Source organism: Rhodococcus sp. PvR099, assembly GCF_017833315.1.
In the GTDB taxonomy this organism is placed as follows: Bacteria; Actinomycetota; Actinomycetes; order Mycobacteriales; family Mycobacteriaceae; genus Rhodococcus_G; species Rhodococcus_G oryzae.
Map to the genome: position 1 here is coordinate 969,358 of NZ_JAFIBV010000001.1, position 15,351 is coordinate 984,708.

Genomic DNA, 15,351 nt, shown 5'->3' on the forward strand with positions numbered 1-15,351 from the left:
CGTGAGCGCACGCGAGAAGCGACCGACCGGACCGTTTCGGGAGGGCGACCGCGTTCAGCTCACCGACGCGAAGGCGCGCAAGTACACGGTGGTCCTCGAGGCGGGCAAGGAGTTCCACACCCATCGCGGCGGGATCGTGCACAACGACCTGATCGGCGTCCCCGAGGGCAGCGTCGTCACCTCCACCAACGGGACCCCGTACCTGGCGCTGCGGCCGCTGCTCGTCGACTACGTGCTGTCCATGCCCCGCGGCGCGCAGGTGATCTACCCGAAGGATGCCGCGCAGATCGTGCACGAGGGCGACGTGTTCCCCGGGGCGCGGGTGCTCGAGGCCGGAGCCGGTTCGGGTGCGCTGACCTGTTCGCTGCTGCGGGCGGTCGGGCCCGAGGGCAAGGTCATCTCGTACGAGGTGCGCGACGATCACGCCGAGCACGCGGTCCGCAACGTCGAGACCTTCTTCGGCGGCCGCCCCGACAACTGGGAGCTCACGGTCGCGGACCTGGCGGACTTCGACGCCGAGGCGAACGGCGGCCCGGTGGACCGGGTGATCCTGGACATGCTCGCGCCGTGGGAGACGCTGCCCGCGGTGTCGAAGGCGCTGGTGCCCGGCGGCGTGCTCATCGTCTACGTCGCGACGGTGACCCAGCTGTCGCGGGTGGTCGAGGCGCTGCGTGAGCAGGAGTGCTGGACCGAGCCGCGGTCCTGGGAGTCGATCGTGCGCGGGTGGCACGTCGTCGGCCTCGCCGTGCGTCCGGAACACCGGATGCAGGGGCACACCGCATTCCTGGTCAGCGCGCGCAAGCTGGCCGAGGGAACCGTCACCCCGAAGCCGCAGCGCCGCGCCGGCAAGGACAAGAAGGTCTAGAGCAGGCGCTTCGCGCCCGTGAGCACTTCTGGACCCCATGGGGACCGGAACCACTCACGGGCGGCGGAGCCGCTACTTCACGCAGGTGAGCTTGCCCATCGAGAAGATGGTGCACGCGGCGTCCTCGGAGATGACCCACTTGCCGTCGACCTGATCGAAGACGACCTCGGATGCGGCGCCGCCGTGCGGGCCCGCGATGGTCGTGGTGGCCGATACCGTGTCGTCGTCGACCGCGGTCACCTTGGTCACCTCGGCGGTGAGCGGGTAGCCCTGGAGCACCCCGTTGAACTGCTCGAGCACCGCCGCCTGGCTGGTGCCGTCCTCGACCAGCGCGGCCTTCTCGGTGGTGCCGACGGCCGGGTCGAAGAAGGTCACGAGGGTGGCCTGCAGCTCGGCGGCGCTCGGGGCCGCGGCGGCCGCGGCGCTGGTGCCGGTGCTGGTCGACGCGGCGGAGGTGCTGGTGTCCGACGCGCTGGACGAGTCGTCCGAGCTGCAGGAGGCGACTCCTACGGCCAGTGCGATGGTTCCGACGGCGATGAGGGACTTGCGAATGATCACGAGTTGGGCCTTTCTCGTTGGCTACGGTGCCAATTAGTCAGGTAAGGCTAACATCAGAGATGGTGCGGGTGAGGCGGCTCGCCGTCCCACACTGTGCGACGCCTACGGTCCGTGTCCGCCTGTCGGTCCGCAGTTTTGGTACGGCGGCTGTAGCGTTGATAGATCGTCACTGGGAGGAGTCGCACATGAGCGCAACAGAGAATCCGGACTCGTTCGCCGCCCGGGCCGAGCTCGAGGCGCTACGCCTGGAAGCCGCTGGTCTTCGCCGCCAGCTCGCCCAGTCGCCCGAGCAGGTACGAGAGCTCGAGTCCCGTGTCGACTCACTGTCGATCCGAAACTCCAAACTGATGGACACGCTCAAGGAAGCCCGTCAGCAGTTGATCGCGCTTCGCGAGGAGGTCGACCGTCTCGGTCAGCCGCCGAGCGGTTACGGCGTGCTCATCTCCACTCACGAGGATCAGACGGTCGACGTGTTCACCTCCGGTCGCAAGATGCGACTGACGTGCTCGCCGAACATCGACACCGAGACGCTCCGACCCGGTCAGACGGTTCGGCTCAACGAGGCGCTGACCATCGTCGAGGCCGGGGCCTTCGAACGGGTCGGGGAGATCTGCAGCCTGCGCGAGATCCTCGATGACGGCGAACGGGCCCTTGTGGTCGGTCACGCCGACGAGGAGCGCGTGGTCTGGCTCGCGCATCCGCTCGCGTTGGCCGCGTCCGACGCGACGATCCATCCCGACGACGAGGACATCGATTCGCCGTCGCGCAAGCTGCGGCCGGGGGATTCCCTGCTGGTCGATTCGAAGGCGGGCTATGCCTTCGAGCGCATCCCCAAGGCGGAGGTCGAGGACCTCGTGCTCGAGGAGGTGCCCGACGTCGACTACGGCGACATCGGTGGCCTTGGGCGGCAGATCGAGCAGATCCGCGACGCCGTCGAGTTGCCGTTCCTGCACAAGGACCTGTTTCACGAGTACGCGCTGCGGCCGCCGAAGGGCGTGCTGCTGTACGGCCCTCCCGGCTGCGGCAAGACGCTCATCGCCAAGGCCGTCGCCAACTCGCTGGCGAAGAAGATCGCCGAGGCCAGGGGCCAGGATGCCAAGGACGCCAAGTCCTACTTCCTGAACATCAAGGGCCCTGAGCTCCTGAACAAGTTCGTCGGCGAGACCGAGCGGCACATCCGGATGATCTTCCAGCGGGCCCGCGAGAAGGCCTCCGAGGGCACCCCGGTGATCGTGTTCTTCGACGAGATGGACTCGATCTTCCGCACCCGCGGGTCGGGCGTGTCCTCCGACGTCGAGACCACTGTCGTCCCGCAGCTGCTCAGCGAGATCGACGGCGTCGAGGGACTCGAGAACGTCATCGTCATCGGTGCGTCGAACCGCGAGGACATGATCGACCCCGCGATCCTTCGGCCCGGCCGACTCGATGTGAAGATCAAGATCGAGCGTCCGGACGCGGAATCGGCGCAGGACATCTTCTCGAAGTACCTGACCGAGCACCTGCCGGTCAACGCCGACGATCTGGCCGAGTTCGGCGGGGACCGGGCGGCCTGCATCAAGACCATGATCGAGCGGGTCGTGGACCGGATGTACGCCGAGAGTGACGACAACCGATTCCTCGAGGTGACATATGCGAACGGCGACAAGGAGGTCCTGTACTTCAAGGACTTCAACTCGGGCGCGATGATCCAGAACATCGTCGACCGGTCGAAGAAGTACGCCATCAAGTCGGTGCTCGATACGGGGGCGCCCGGACTTCGGGTGCAGCACCTCTTCGACTCGATCGTCGACGAGTTCTCCGAGAACGAGGACCTGCCCAACACCACCAATCCCGATGACTGGGCACGCATCTCGGGCAAGAAGGGCGAGCGGATCGTGTACATCCGCACGCTGGTCACCGGCAAGAACGCCAGTGCCAGCCGCGCCATCGACACAGAGTCCAACACCGGCCAGTACCTGTAGCGCGACGACAACAGGGTCGGGCACTCGTTCCTCGGGTGCCCGGCCCTCTCTCGTTGTTGCAACGCCTCGCGCGGTTGGCTCAGGCGAAGTAGCCGGCGAGCAGCGCCCTGGTATCGGGGACGAATGCCCACGCCGGGTCGGCGAGGTGGGCGCGCAGTTCCGCGTCGGTCCACCACCAACCGTCGACGATTTCGCTCGCCTGGTGACTGATGGGGCCGTCATAGCGCCCCTCGAAGGCAAACAGGTGGCATCGCAACGGTTTACCGTCCCACCGGCCGTCCCACCTGACCTGGGCGATGGGCGACAGCTCGACGCCGGTGACGCCGAGTTCCTCGGCGAGCTCGCGGACCGCGGTCTCGCCAGGACTCTCACCGGGATCTACCACCCCGCCCGCGACGCAATCGTGCATGCCTGCGAAGACCGCCTTGTCGAGGGAGCGGCGGTGCACGTAGACCCTGCTGCCGTCCATCGACCGCAGCAGTACCCCCGCGCTGGCGTGCCACAGGCCCTCCGCGTACACCCGCGATCGTGGGGCCGTGCCGATGACCGCGCCTGCGGTGTCGTAGACCGCCACCACCTCATCCGGCGCGGCGGGGTCGCCCGACGGCGACGATGGGCGCTGATCCATGCGTCCATCGTTCCACGTGGCGATAGGCTGACCACGTGCCCCTTCCGCGAAGGCTCGCCGAGTTCAACAAGGTGGTCACCAATCGCGTCAGCAGGCTTGTTGCCGGCTGGTTGCCCGGCTGCGCCATCGTGCTGCACCGCGGACGGCGGTCCGGCCGCCTGTACCGGACACCGGTCAATGTGTTCCGGCGCGGCGACGGCTACCGCTTCGCACTGACCTACGGTCCGGACAGCGACTGGGTGCGGAACGTGGTGGCGGCCGGGCATGTCGACATCACGACCCGCGGCCGGCTGGTCTCGCTGACCGATCCCCGCCTGGTCACCGATCCGTCAGCGAACTGGGCGCCCCGCGGAGTCCGCCTGGTGCTCCGCCGAGTCGGTGCCGACACCTACCTCCAATGCCGGATCGACCACTGACGTCGTCGGTGTTCCTGCGCCGGATCGCCCGACGCGGCCATCCCCGGCCAGCAGGAGATAGCTTCGGTGCCACAGCCATTCGACCGGGCCACGCTGGAACCGGCGGAGCCACAGGTGTGCGGCGGCGATCACCGCCGCGGCGACGCCGAGATAGATCGCGACGGTCGCGGGTACCCGGGCGTCGGGGGAGAGGCGTGCCGCGACGCCGAGGCCCCAGCCGTAGCAGAGCGCCGACGCGAGCAGGTTCTGGAGGACGTAGGAGCTCAGCGCCATCCGCCCGACATCGGCGAGCCTGACCCCGACTGTGCCGACACGGGGGCGGCGGCAATAGAACTCGGCGACCAGCGCGAGCAAACCCAGCGAGACGAGCGGCGCGGTCCCGTACCGGGCAACCAGCAGGCCGGCATCGCCGCCGAGCATCCCCGTCGCGAGGTCGATGGGCAACGCGATCCCGAGCCCGAGGATCATCAGGCGGCGACGGAGCCCGGACCCGGCGGGTGCCAGGACCCCCGCCCGAAACAGCCTGGCGCCGAGCAGGAACAACGCGATCGACAGCGCGAAGATGAACACCGGCTCGATCCGGAATGCCACCGTGTTGTCGATCCGGAAGAGCACGAGGTCCCACCACGAGCCGTCCGCGTACGGGTTCGGGTCGAGCGGTGGGGGATCGGGGCGCGGAGGCTGGGCAGCGAATGCGAGGGCGCCGAGCGTGAGCAGCACCAGATGGATCACCGCGGCCCAGATCATCCAACGGCGCTGCGCGCGTTCGCTACTCGCCAGCACGAACGCGACCACCAGGCCGGTGACGGCGTACCCCATCAGCACGTCGAACTCGACGACGAGCAGGTAGTGCACGACGCCGTCCACGAACAGCAGCGCCGCCCGCCACGGGTACTTCCCGGGCCAGGGCCTGCCCGCACGGAGGGCGGAGCGCTGCTGGATGGCGAGCCCGATCCCGAACATCAGCGTGAGCAGGCCGAGGAACTTGCCCTGCGCGAGCTGCTGGAGCACCTTCTCGACCCACCCCCAGCCGCCCGCGGCGGCCGCGGTGCCGTTCAGGTAGCCGACCAGTCCCTCCGGATTGGTGAAGATCCAGATGTTGGTCGCCAACGTTCCGAGGATCGCGATGCCGCGCAGTACGTCGAGGCTGGGGTAGCGGGGAGTGGGCTCGGCCATGGCACCAAGGTGCCGGGAATCTGCGGTGAGGGGATCCGCCAAAGGGATGATCCGAAGGATGATTTCGAGCTTTCACGCCAGATCTTGCAGCGCTCTTTCCTGGGATAATGTCATAACGCAGCTTATCGGCGTTTAAGCCGAACACGGCGAAGTCGGTCGGCGAACCATCTAGGGCAAGCATCGAGGGTGGGGTGGGTCGGCTGTGATTCGATTCGAGGATGGTTGGCGAGGACCGGGCGACGTCGGCAGGACTGCAGAGCGAACGAACTCTGGGCTGGGTCGAACCAGCCGCGTGTGAACGACCGCGCGCAAGATCCGGGTTGCGGTTGCGCAGCCGACGACCGTGCTCGGCGACCTCTCTGGCAACGTTGCCGCACACGCGGCGGCGGTGAAGCGTGCTGCCGGGGCATCCGAGTGCTCGCCGTGTCGGGAGACGGAGTCGCCTTGGCCTACCTCAAGATGTCTCTCGGCCAGGAGGAGGCAAGACATTTCGACGCCGGTCACGCGCCGGCCTGTATCGAGGTGAGGGGCAGGCGGGTGGGCATCGGGGTGTGCAAGGACACGAGAATCGAGCATCACCTCGATCGCACCGCGGCCCTCGGCATCGATCTGTACGTCGCGGGTCTTGTCCATGCACCCGACGAGCTCGCTGAACTCGATACACGGGCGCAGCGGATCGCGACCGCATACGACCTACCGGTCGCGTTTGCAGGATTCGCCGGGCCGACGGGTGGTGGTTACGCCCAGACCTGCGGCGGCTCGGGAGTCTGGGATTCAACAGGAACCGTGGTGGTGCAGCTAGGACCCGAACCGGGAACGGTCGCATCGGTGGAGCTGTAGTCTCAACCGATTCTTCGTGGCACTGCATGCGGACCACGAATGGCAGCGCGGGACCGCCTGGCGGCGCCACGGCACCGCCAATGGGGAACGGTCGAAGGGGCGAGCGGGTCGACGATCTAGGCTCGTGGGCATGCAGCGCATCATCGGTATCGAGGTCGAGTACGGGATTTCCTCCCCGACGGAACCGACCGCGAACCCCATCCTGACCTCGACCCAGGCGGTACTGGCCTACGCGGCGGCGGCCGGTGTGCCGCGCGCCAAGCGCACCCGCTGGGACTACGAGGTGGAATCGCCGCTGCGCGACGCCCGCGGATTCGATCTGGGCCGCTTCAGCGGTCCGGCGCCGGTGATCGATGCCGACGAGGTCGGCGCGGCGAACATGATCCTCACCAACGGCGCCCGGCTGTACGTCGATCACGCGCACCCCGAGTACTCCGCACCCGAGTGCACCGATCCACTGGACGCCGTCATCTGGGACAAGGCGGGGGAGCGGGTCATGGAGGCTGCCGCCCGGCACGCGTCCAGTGTTCCCGGTGCCCCGCGGCTCCAGCTGTACAAGAACAACGTCGACGGCAAGGGCGCGTCCTACGGAACCCACGAGAACTACCTCTGCTCCAGGGAGACCCCGTTCTCGGCGATCATCGCCGGACTGACGCCGTTCTTCGCCTCCCGGCAGGTGATCTGCGGATCCGGGCGGGTCGGCGTCGGCCAGTCCGGCGACGAGTCCGGGTTCCAGCTGTCGCAGCGCGCGGACTACATCGAGGTCGAGGTCGGGCTCGAGACCACGCTCAAGCGCGGCATCATCAACACCCGCGACGAGCCGCACGCCGATGCCGACAAGTACCGGCGCCTGCACGTGATCATCGGCGATGCGAACCTCGCGGAGTGGTCCACCTACCTCAAGGTCGGCACCACCGCGCTGGTCCTGGACCTGATCGAGGCGGGCGTTGACCTGTCCGATCTGCAGCTCGCGCGCCCCGTCACCGCCGTGCACCTGATCAGTCACGATCCGACGCTGCGACAGACCGTCGCGCTCGCGGACGGGCGTGAGCTGACAGGTCTTGCGCTGCAGCGGATCTACCACGAGCGGTGCGCGGCGTTCGCCGAACGCCAGGGCAACGACGATCCGCGGGTGGCGGACCTGCTCGACAAGTGGGCCACCGTCCTCGACATGCTCGAGCGGGACCCGATGGAATGCGCACACCTGTTGGACTGGGTCGCGAAGCTCCGGCTGTTCGAGGGCTTCCGTCAGCGGGAGGGCCTGTCCTGGTCCGCACCCAAGCTGCACATGCTGGACCTGCAGTACTCGGACGTGCGCCTCGACAAGGGGCTGTACAACCGCCTGGTCGCGCGTGGCTCGATGGAACGGCTCGTCACCGAGCAGCAGGTGCTGGACGCGATCAGCAACCCGCCAACGGACACCAGGGCGTACTTCCGCGGCGAGTGCCTGCGCAGGTTCGGGGCCGACATCGCCGCGGCCAGTTGGGACTCCGTCATCTTCGACCTGGGCGGCGACTCCCTCGTCCGCATTCCCACCCTCGAGCCGTTGCGCGGCAGCAAGGCGCACGTCGGCAAACTGCTGGAGTCGGTGGATTCCGCCGCTGACCTGGTCGATCAGCTCACCAGCTGAGACGCGCGCACGCGACACGCTCGTCCACCACCTCAGGGTGCCTCGCACTCGGTAGGGTAGGGGTCCGTGCACGAGCGCACACTGGTTGTGCCGGTAATTGTGCAAGAGCTAAGAGGAGGTCGGCGGCTATGGCGCAGGAGCAGACCAAGCGCAGTGGCGGTGGCGACGACGACGATGCCCCGATCGGCGACGGTGCCGCGGGACAGGAACGTCGGGAGAAGCTCGCCGAGGACACCGACGACCTCCTCGACGAGATCGACGACGTTCTCGAGGAGAACGCCGAGGACTTCGTGCGCGCGTACGTGCAAAAGGGTGGCCAGTGACGGCGGATCATCAGCGGTCCGTGGCGGGGGGCGAGCGACTGCACTTCGGTTCACAGCTGTCCTCGTTCTCCGATCATCTCCGCAAGCATGCGCCGGAACTGTTGCCGGAGAACCGGATCGACCTCGGTCGTCAGCGCGCCGGAAGGGGTGGCTCGATGGATGCTGCGGACATCGCTCCGCACGGCACCACGATCGTCGCGTTGACCTTTGCCGGTGGCGTACTGATCGCCGGTGATCGCCGGGCGACAATGGGGAACCTGATCGCCAGCCGGGACGTGGAGAAGGTGTATGTCACCGACGACTACTCGGCTGCCGGGATCGCGGGCACCGCGGGCGTGGCGATCGAGTTGGTGCGGTTGTTCGCCGTCGAACTCGAGCACTACGAGAAGATCGAGGGCGTTCCGCTGACATTCGACGGTAAGGCCAACCGGCTCTCGTCGATGGTGCGCGGCAATCTCCCCGCGGCGATGCAGGGACTCGCGGTGGTGCCGCTGCTCATCGGCTTCGACCTGGACTCGGCCACGCCCGAGAAGGCCGGCCGGATCGTGTCCTACGACGTGGTCGGCGGACGCTACGAGGAGCGGGCCGGGTACCACGCGGTCGGTTCCGGATCGCTGTTCGCGAAGTCCGCCCTCAAGAAGCTGTTCGATCCGAGGGCGGACGAGGAGCACGCGCTGCGGGCCGCCATCGAATCCCTCTACGACGCCGCGGACGACGACTCGGCCACCGGCGGCCCCGACGTCAGCAGGGGCATCTACCCGACCGCCGTGGTGATCACCTCGGCGGGCGCCGTCACGGTTCCCCAGGAGCGGACGTCCGCGCTCGCCAAGGCGGTCATCACCGAGCGCACCGAGGAAGCGGGGGAGAACGCATGACATTGCCGTATTACGCCTCCGCCGAGCAGATCATGCGGGATCGCTCGGAGCTGGCTCGCAAGGGAATCGCCAGGGGCCGCAGCGTCATCGTGCTGACCTACGCGCAGGGCGTGCTGTTCGTCGCGGAGAACCCGTCGACCGCGCTGCACAAGGTGAGCGAGCTGTACGACCGGCTCGGGTTCGCCGCCGTTGGCAAGTACAACGAGTTCGAGAACCTGCGACGGGCGGGCATCGTGCACGCCGACATGCGCGGCTACTCGTACGACCGCCGCGACGTCACCGGCCGCTCGCTGGCGAATGCCTACGCACAGACGCTCGGCACCATCTTCACCGAGCAGCCGAAGCCGTACGAGGTGGAGATCTGCGTCGCCGAGGTGGGCCGCGTCGAGCAGCCGAAGCACGCGCAGCTCTACCGCATCACCTATGACGGATCGATCGTCGACGAGCAGCAGTTCGTGGTGATGGGCGGCGCGACCGAACCGATCAGCACCGCCCTCAAGGCGTCCTACCAGCCGGACCTCGAGCTGGGGCCCGCGGTCGAGGTCGCGGTGAACGCGCTGCGAGTCGGAACGGCGCTGCCGGGGAACGGCGAGGCCGAACCCCGCGCCATCGGGGTCGAGGCTCTGGAGGTCGCGGTCCTCGATCAGACCCGACCGCGGCGGGCTTTCAAGCGGATCACCGGCGCGGCGCTGGCCGGATTCCTGCCCGCCAACATGGTCGGTGGATCGGACTCGGCGAAGGAACCCGAGGCCACCCCCGAGAGCGGCGAGGGCACCGGGTCCGGCGAGAACGGGACCGACAAGGCCTGACCGGCTCTACCGGTACGTCACCGGTAGAGCCGTAACGCCAGCGGCCTACTGGTGAACCGGAAGCGGTTTCCCTTCCCGACCACCTCGCCGTCGGTGGCGAGCGAGATGGCCTCACCGTGTACCCGCACGTCCAGGTCGGCGACCATGGTGCGCTCGTACTCGGCCGAGCCGCCGAGGGTGCCGGTCGCGGCGGCCCACAACAGGCGGGTCCGCGACCAGGGCCGGTCGGCCCGCAGGGAACGGACGTCGAGTAGGCCGTTGTGCAGCTCCGGCCGCGACATCGGGACCTGATCGGACGGCGAGTAGCGACCGTTACCGACGAAGAGCATCCACACCGCGATCCGTCGGCCGTCCATGGACACCTCGAGGGGCTGCGCCTGCGCGAGGACCCGGACCATCGCGGCGGCGGCCGCGGGCCACTTGCCCACCCGGTGCTCCCAGCGTTCACGCAGCCGGACCGCGTCCGGGTAGCCACCGAGGCTCGCGGTGTTGACGAACATCATCGGGTCCTGCCCGTCCGCACTGACCTCCGCGACGTCCAGCCGTGTCGCCCGACCCTCCGCAACGGCCTCCCTGGTGGCCTCGATGTCCTCGACCCCGGTGTCCCTTGCGAAGTGGTTGAGGGTGCCACCGGGGAACACCGCAAACACGAGATCGTTCCGGATCGCGGCAGCCGCCGCGGCCACCACGGTGCCGTCGCCGCCGCACACGCCGAGCGCCCGCGGCCGCACCCTCGCGATCGCGTCGTCGAGCTGGGTTTCGAGATCGGTGTCCGGATCCGCCTCGACGAGCGTCGCCTCCGGCAGTAGCTCGGACAGCTCGGCGGCCGGATCGTCGTCGGCCGTCCCCGATCCGGGGTTGACGAGGACGAGCAAGCCGGCACCGTTCGGCATCTCGGGCGCCGCCACCGTCGGCCCAAGCGTGGCCGGTTCCTCGGTCCGCACGGCCCACCAGCGACGGGTCGAGAGGGCGATGCCCCCGCCGACGGCGGCACCCACGACCACATCGGACGGCCAGTGCACGCCGATGTGGACCCGTGAGTAGGCGACCGCGGCGGCCACCGGGGCGAGCAGCGCGGCAGTGGCGGGCGATTCGAGGGCAACGCCGGTCACGTAGGCGGCGGCGGACGCCGAGTGGCCGGACGGGAACGACGAGGAGGTCGGGACCCGCCGCGCCTGCCGGTGCTCGGCCACCCACCCCACGGGCGGGCGTCTGCGGGGGAGTATCGGTTTGAGCACGGCGTTCGTGAGCGCGCTCGCACCGCCGAGCGAGAGCAGACCGCGCACCGCCGCACGCCTGGGCCTGCCGCCGATCGTGAACAATGCGGCGCTGATCCCGAACCACAGCACGCCGTGATCGGCAGCTCGGCTGAGCGCCCTGAGGCCGCGGTCAGACGCGAGCGGCGCCATGGGCAGGACCCGCTCCGACGTGGTCATCCGTTCAGAGTAGACGGCGCGAAACGCCGCGGAGGTATGTATGCGGTGAGCCGGTCCAGGGGGCTCCCGGCGCTGTACTGTCAGAGTGTGGAGCGACGAATCATGGGCATTGAGACCGAGTTCGGTGTTACGTGCACCTTTCACGGCCACAGGAGGCTGAGCCCCGACGAGGTGGCCCGCTACCTGTTCCGTCGCGTGGTGTCCTGGGGCCGCAGCTCCAACGTCTTCCTTCGCAACGGCGCCCGCCTCTATCTCGACGTGGGATCGCACCCCGAGTACGCCACCGCAGAGTGCGACAGCCTGGCCCAGCTGGTCACCCACGACCGGGCGGGCGAGCGGGTGCTCGAGGATCTGCTGATCGACGCGGAGGAGCGGCTCGCCGAGGAGGGCATCGGCGGGGACATCTATCTGTTCAAGAACAACACCGATTCGGCGGGCAACTCGTACGGCTGCCACGAGAACTTCCTCGTGGTGCGGGCGGGCGAGTTCTCGCGGATCTCCGACGTGCTGCTGCCGTTCCTGGTCACCCGTCAGCTGATCTGCGGCGCGGGCAAGGTTCTGCAGACGCCCAAGGCGGCGACGTTCTGCCTCTCGCAGCGGGCGGAACACATCTGGGAGGGTGTCTCGTCGGCCACCACCCGCTCCCGGCCGATCATCAACACCCGCGACGAACCGCACGCGGACGCGGAGAAGTACCGGCGCCTGCACGTGATCGTCGGCGACTCGAACATGTCGGAGACCACCACCATGCTCAAGGTGGGCACGGCGGCGCTGGTGCTGGAGATGATCGAGGCCGGGGTCTCGTTCCGCGACTTCGCGCTCGACAATCCGATCCGGGCGATCCGCGAGGTCAGCCACGACATGACCGGTAAGCGCCCCGTCCGGCTGGCCGGGGGCCGTCAGGCCAGCGCGCTCGACATCCAGCGCGAGTACCACGCCCGCGCGGTGGAGCATCTCAAGACCAGGGCGCACGATCCGCAGGTCGACCAGGTGGTCGAGCTGTGGGGCCGCACCCTCGACGCCGTCGAGTCCCAGGACTTCGCGAAGGTCGACACCGAGATCGACTGGGTGATCAAGCGCAAGCTGTTCCAGCGCTACCAGGACAAGCACAACCTCGAACTGTCCGATCCGAAGATCGCCCAGCTCGACCTGGCGTACCACGACATCAAGCGCGGCCGCGGCGTCTTCGACCTGCTCCAGCGCAAGGGGCTGGCCAAGCGTGTCACCGAGGACGAGCAGATCGACGAGGCGGTCAACACACCGCCGCAGACGACCAGGGCCAAGCTGCGCGGCGAGTTCATCTCAGCCGCCCAGGATGCCGGCCGGGATTTCACCGTGGACTGGGTGCACCTCAAGCTCAACGACCAGGCGCAGCGGACGGTGCTGTGCAAGGACCCGTTCCGGTCGGTCGATGAGCGCGTCGAACGCCTCATCGCTTCGATGTGAGTGCCGGGCGGTCACCGTTCTGGCACTAGGCTGCTGAGCCGTGGCGATCACCAAAGTCGAGCGGTTGATGAACCTGGTCATCTGTCTGCTCTCAACCCGGCAGTTCCTGACCGCCGAGAAGATCCGGCACAGCGTGGCGGGCTACGACGAATCGGCCAGCTACGAGGCCTTCAGTCGGATGTTCGAGCGGGACAAGAACGAACTGCGCGATCTCGGGGTTCCGCTCGAGACCGGCCAGGCCTCCCGCTTCGGCACCGTTGAGGGCTACCGGATCAACCGGGACGCGTACGAGTTGCCGGACATCGATCTGAGCAGCGAGGAGGCCGCCGCCGTCGCGATCGCCGTGCAGCTGTGGGAGTCGCCGGAACTGAGCTCCGCCGCCCAGGGCGCGCTGCTGAAGCTGCGCGCGGCCGGTGTGGTGGTCGACCAGGATTCGGCGTCGGCGATCATCACCGCCCTGCCCGCCCGGTCGAGGGGGTCCGAGCCCGCGCTCGAGAAGCTGCTGGCCGCGGTCGACGCCGGACAGAGCGTGCGCTTCGAGCACCGATCGGCCCGCAACGAGCCGCTGCGCACCCGGACCGTGCAGCCGTGGGGTGTGGTGACCCACGCCGGCCGCTGGTACCTCGTCGGGCACGACACCGACCGGGACGCCACCCGCACGTTCCGGCTGTCCCGGATCGGCGACGACGTCACCGCGTTCGGGCCGGTGAACTCGGTGCACAAACCCGATGGCGTCGACCTGCGCCAGATCGTGGACCGGATCGTCGGATCGGGCGGGGTCACCGGCATCGCCACCGTGTGGGTCGCGGACGGTCGCGCTCAGGAACTGCGGCGGCTCGGCCGCGCGGGCTCGGAGCGGACCGTCCGGGGACGACCGGGCACGATGCTCGAGGTCCCGGTGCGGTCCTGGGACTGGGTGGCAAGGCTGATCGCAGGCTATGGGGAGGACGCGCTGGTGTTCGAGCCCGCGGAACTGAAGGAGGACGTCCTGGACAAGCTCCGATCGGCGCTGTCGACGTCCGGTGGCGACGGGCGGGCAGGCCGATGAGCCAGAAGCTCTCGTCCCGGCTCGCCCGGCTGCTGAACATGGTCCCGTACTTCATCGCCAATCCGGGGATGAGCGCCGCGGAGGCCGCCGCGGAACTGGGAGTCAGCACAGCCCAGCTGATGGACGACCTGAACCAGCTGTGGATGTGTGGGCTGCCCGGGTACGGACCCGGCGACCTCATCGACCTCTCGTTCTCCGAGGAGAGCATCGAGGTGACCTTCTCGGCAGGCATCGACCGGCCGCTGCGGCTGACCTCGACGGAGGCGACCGCACTCCTGGTGGCCCTGCGCTCGCTCGTGGAGATGCCGGGCACCGCGGACCCCTCGGCCGTGCAGGGTGCGATCGCCAAGATCGAATCGGCGGCGGGGGTCGCCGCCGGCGGATCCGTCACCGGCGTGGCAGACCAGCGCGAACAGGCGGAGGACCCGGTGGCCGCGACCGTGCGCTCCGCGGTACGCCGGGGCATGGCGCTGGAGCTGACCTACTTCTCCGCGTCGCGGGACGCGGTGTCGCAACGGGTCGTGGACCCGGTGCGCATCGTCCTCGTCGACAACCAGAGCTATCTACAGGCGTGGTGCCGGCAGGCCGGCGGCGTCCGGCTGTTCCGGTTCGACCGGATCGACGCGGCAACCGAGCTCGACGAGCCCGCCGCCGCGCCCGAGGCGGCACTCGAGGACGGCCATTCGATGGATCTGTTCCACGACGACCCGACGCTGCCGCAGGCCCGGCTGCTGATCGCGCCGGAGCACGCCTGGGTCATGGACTACTACCCGATGACAGACGTCATCGTGGCCCCGGACGGCTCGATCGAGGCGTCGATGCGATACGGCTCGCAGGACTGGATGACCCGGCTGATGGTGGGGTTCGGTCCCGGGGTGCGTGTGCTCGGGCCCGACGATCTGGCAGCGTCCGTGCGAAACCGTGCAGAGGCCGCCCTTGCCGCCTATGGTGAGGCCTCGACCGCTGACTGACCCGCACTCTCCGCGGGGGCCTGGCCGCTCTGGTCCGGTAGCATCGAATCATCTGATACCTGGAGGTAAAAATGGGAGCCATGAGCCCCTGGCACTGGGCCATTGTGGCGCTTGTCGTCGTCATCCTGTTCGGTTCGAAGAAGCTTCCCGACGCCGCGCGCGGCCTGGGTCGCTCGCTGCGGATCTTCAAGAGCGAGGTCAAGGAGATGCAGAACGACGGTGCCGCCACCGCCGCGCCGGCACCCGCCGCCCCGCCCGCCGAGCTGCCCTCCGCGGCACCGGTCGCCGATCCGACGCAGTCCGCGGCCACTCACACCGAGCCCCGGACTTCCTAGTCCCGATTCCGACGGTCCCGGGGCTGCGTCTCGC

General features: G+C 68.7%; 16 protein-coding genes. 12 read left to right on the plus strand and 4 right to left on the minus strand.

Annotation, left to right across the window (positions count from 1 at the left end; translation table 11 throughout):
* The first annotated feature begins 1 nt into the window (after position 1).
* The gene (locus tag JOE46_RS04485) at positions 2-865 is read left to right on the plus strand and encodes a tRNA (adenine-N1)-methyltransferase (protein WP_209928956.1); all 864 of its coding nucleotides are present in this window, start codon (positions 2-4) and stop codon (positions 863-865) included.
* A 72-nt stretch (positions 866-937) separates the two neighbouring features.
* On the opposite strand, the gene JOE46_RS04490 is transcribed toward JOE46_RS04485, so the two are convergent.
* On the minus strand, positions 938-1,423 hold the full coding sequence (locus JOE46_RS04490) for a nuclear transport factor 2 family protein (protein WP_209926407.1): 486 nt from the start codon (positions 1,421-1,423) through the stop codon (positions 938-940).
* A gap of 185 nt (positions 1,424-1,608) precedes the next feature.
* Between JOE46_RS04490 and arc the strand changes: the two genes are divergently transcribed.
* A complete protein-coding gene (gene arc / locus JOE46_RS04495; RefSeq protein WP_097209764.1) occupies positions 1,609-3,384 on the plus strand; it encodes a proteasome ATPase in 1,776 nt (591 codons plus the stop codon).
* Between the two features lie 79 nt (positions 3,385-3,463).
* Here arc and JOE46_RS04500 read toward each other — a convergent pair whose 3' ends face one another.
* On the minus strand, positions 3,464-4,012 hold the full coding sequence (locus JOE46_RS04500) for an NUDIX domain-containing protein (RefSeq protein WP_209926409.1): 549 nt from the start codon (positions 4,010-4,012) through the stop codon (positions 3,464-3,466).
* Positions 4,013-4,047: 35 nt separating this feature from the next.
* Between JOE46_RS04500 and JOE46_RS04505 the strand changes: the two genes are divergently transcribed.
* A complete protein-coding gene (locus JOE46_RS04505; RefSeq protein ID WP_097209762.1) occupies positions 4,048-4,428 on the plus strand; it encodes a nitroreductase family deazaflavin-dependent oxidoreductase in 381 nt (126 codons plus the stop codon).
* On the opposite strand, the gene JOE46_RS04510 is transcribed toward JOE46_RS04505, so the two are convergent.
* Positions 4,342-5,604 (minus strand): DUF418 domain-containing protein, encoded by a 1,263-nt coding sequence (locus JOE46_RS04510; RefSeq protein WP_209926412.1) that lies wholly within the window; start codon positions 5,602-5,604, stop codon positions 4,342-4,344. The genes JOE46_RS04505 and JOE46_RS04510 overlap by 87 nt on opposite strands.
* Before the next feature lie 423 nt (positions 5,605-6,027).
* Between JOE46_RS04510 and JOE46_RS04515 the strand changes: the two genes are divergently transcribed.
* The 5 genes from JOE46_RS04515 to prcA all read left to right on the plus strand — a co-directional run bounded on the left by JOE46_RS04515 (position 6,028) and on the right by prcA (position 10,081).
* The gene (locus JOE46_RS04515) at positions 6,028-6,444 is read left to right on the plus strand and encodes a hypothetical protein (RefSeq protein WP_209926414.1); all 417 of its coding nucleotides are present in this window, start codon (positions 6,028-6,030) and stop codon (positions 6,442-6,444) included.
* Positions 6,445-6,574: 130 nt separating this feature from the next.
* A complete protein-coding gene (gene dop / locus JOE46_RS04520) occupies positions 6,575-8,074 on the plus strand; it encodes a depupylase/deamidase Dop (protein ID WP_097209962.1) in 1,500 nt (499 codons plus the stop codon).
* Positions 8,075-8,202: 128 nt separating this feature from the next.
* Positions 8,203-8,397, plus strand: a complete 195-nt coding sequence (locus JOE46_RS04525; protein ID WP_077041654.1) for a ubiquitin-like protein Pup — start codon at positions 8,203-8,205, stop codon at positions 8,395-8,397.
* On the plus strand, positions 8,394-9,272 hold the full coding sequence (prcB, locus tag JOE46_RS04530; protein ID WP_097209759.1) for a proteasome subunit beta: 879 nt from the start codon (positions 8,394-8,396) through the stop codon (positions 9,270-9,272). The genes JOE46_RS04525 and prcB overlap by 4 nt, the downstream gene beginning before the upstream one ends.
* Positions 9,269-10,081: a proteasome subunit alpha gene (gene prcA / locus JOE46_RS04535; protein WP_097209758.1), complete on the plus strand. Its 813-nt coding sequence runs from the start codon at positions 9,269-9,271 to the stop codon at positions 10,079-10,081. The genes prcB and prcA overlap by 4 nt, the downstream gene beginning before the upstream one ends.
* Before the next feature lie 17 nt (positions 10,082-10,098).
* Here prcA and JOE46_RS04540 read toward each other — a convergent pair whose 3' ends face one another.
* Entirely contained in the window at positions 10,099-11,517 is a 1,419-nt protein-coding gene (locus JOE46_RS04540) for a bifunctional phosphatase PAP2/diacylglycerol kinase family protein (RefSeq protein WP_209926421.1), read from the minus strand.
* 87 nt (positions 11,518-11,604) lie between these two features.
* On the opposite strand from JOE46_RS04540, the gene pafA reads away from it, so the two are divergent.
* The 4 genes from pafA (at position 11,605) to tatA (ending at position 15,317) form a co-directional block, all read left to right on the plus strand.
* On the plus strand, positions 11,605-12,963 hold the full coding sequence (gene pafA / locus JOE46_RS04545; RefSeq protein ID WP_209926429.1) for a Pup--protein ligase: 1,359 nt from the start codon (positions 11,605-11,607) through the stop codon (positions 12,961-12,963).
* Between the two features lie 40 nt (positions 12,964-13,003).
* Positions 13,004-14,011, plus strand: coding sequence for a YafY family protein (locus JOE46_RS04550; protein WP_179800404.1), 1,008 nt, complete (start codon positions 13,004-13,006; stop codon positions 14,009-14,011).
* A complete protein-coding gene (locus JOE46_RS04555; RefSeq protein ID WP_209926430.1) occupies positions 14,008-14,982 on the plus strand; it encodes a YafY family protein in 975 nt (324 codons plus the stop codon). The genes JOE46_RS04550 and JOE46_RS04555 overlap by 4 nt, the downstream gene beginning before the upstream one ends.
* A gap of 71 nt (positions 14,983-15,053) precedes the next feature.
* On the plus strand, positions 15,054-15,317 hold the full coding sequence (gene tatA, locus JOE46_RS04560; protein ID WP_209926431.1) for a Sec-independent protein translocase subunit TatA: 264 nt from the start codon (positions 15,054-15,056) through the stop codon (positions 15,315-15,317).
* The last annotated feature ends 34 nt before the right edge of the window (positions 15,318-15,351 follow it).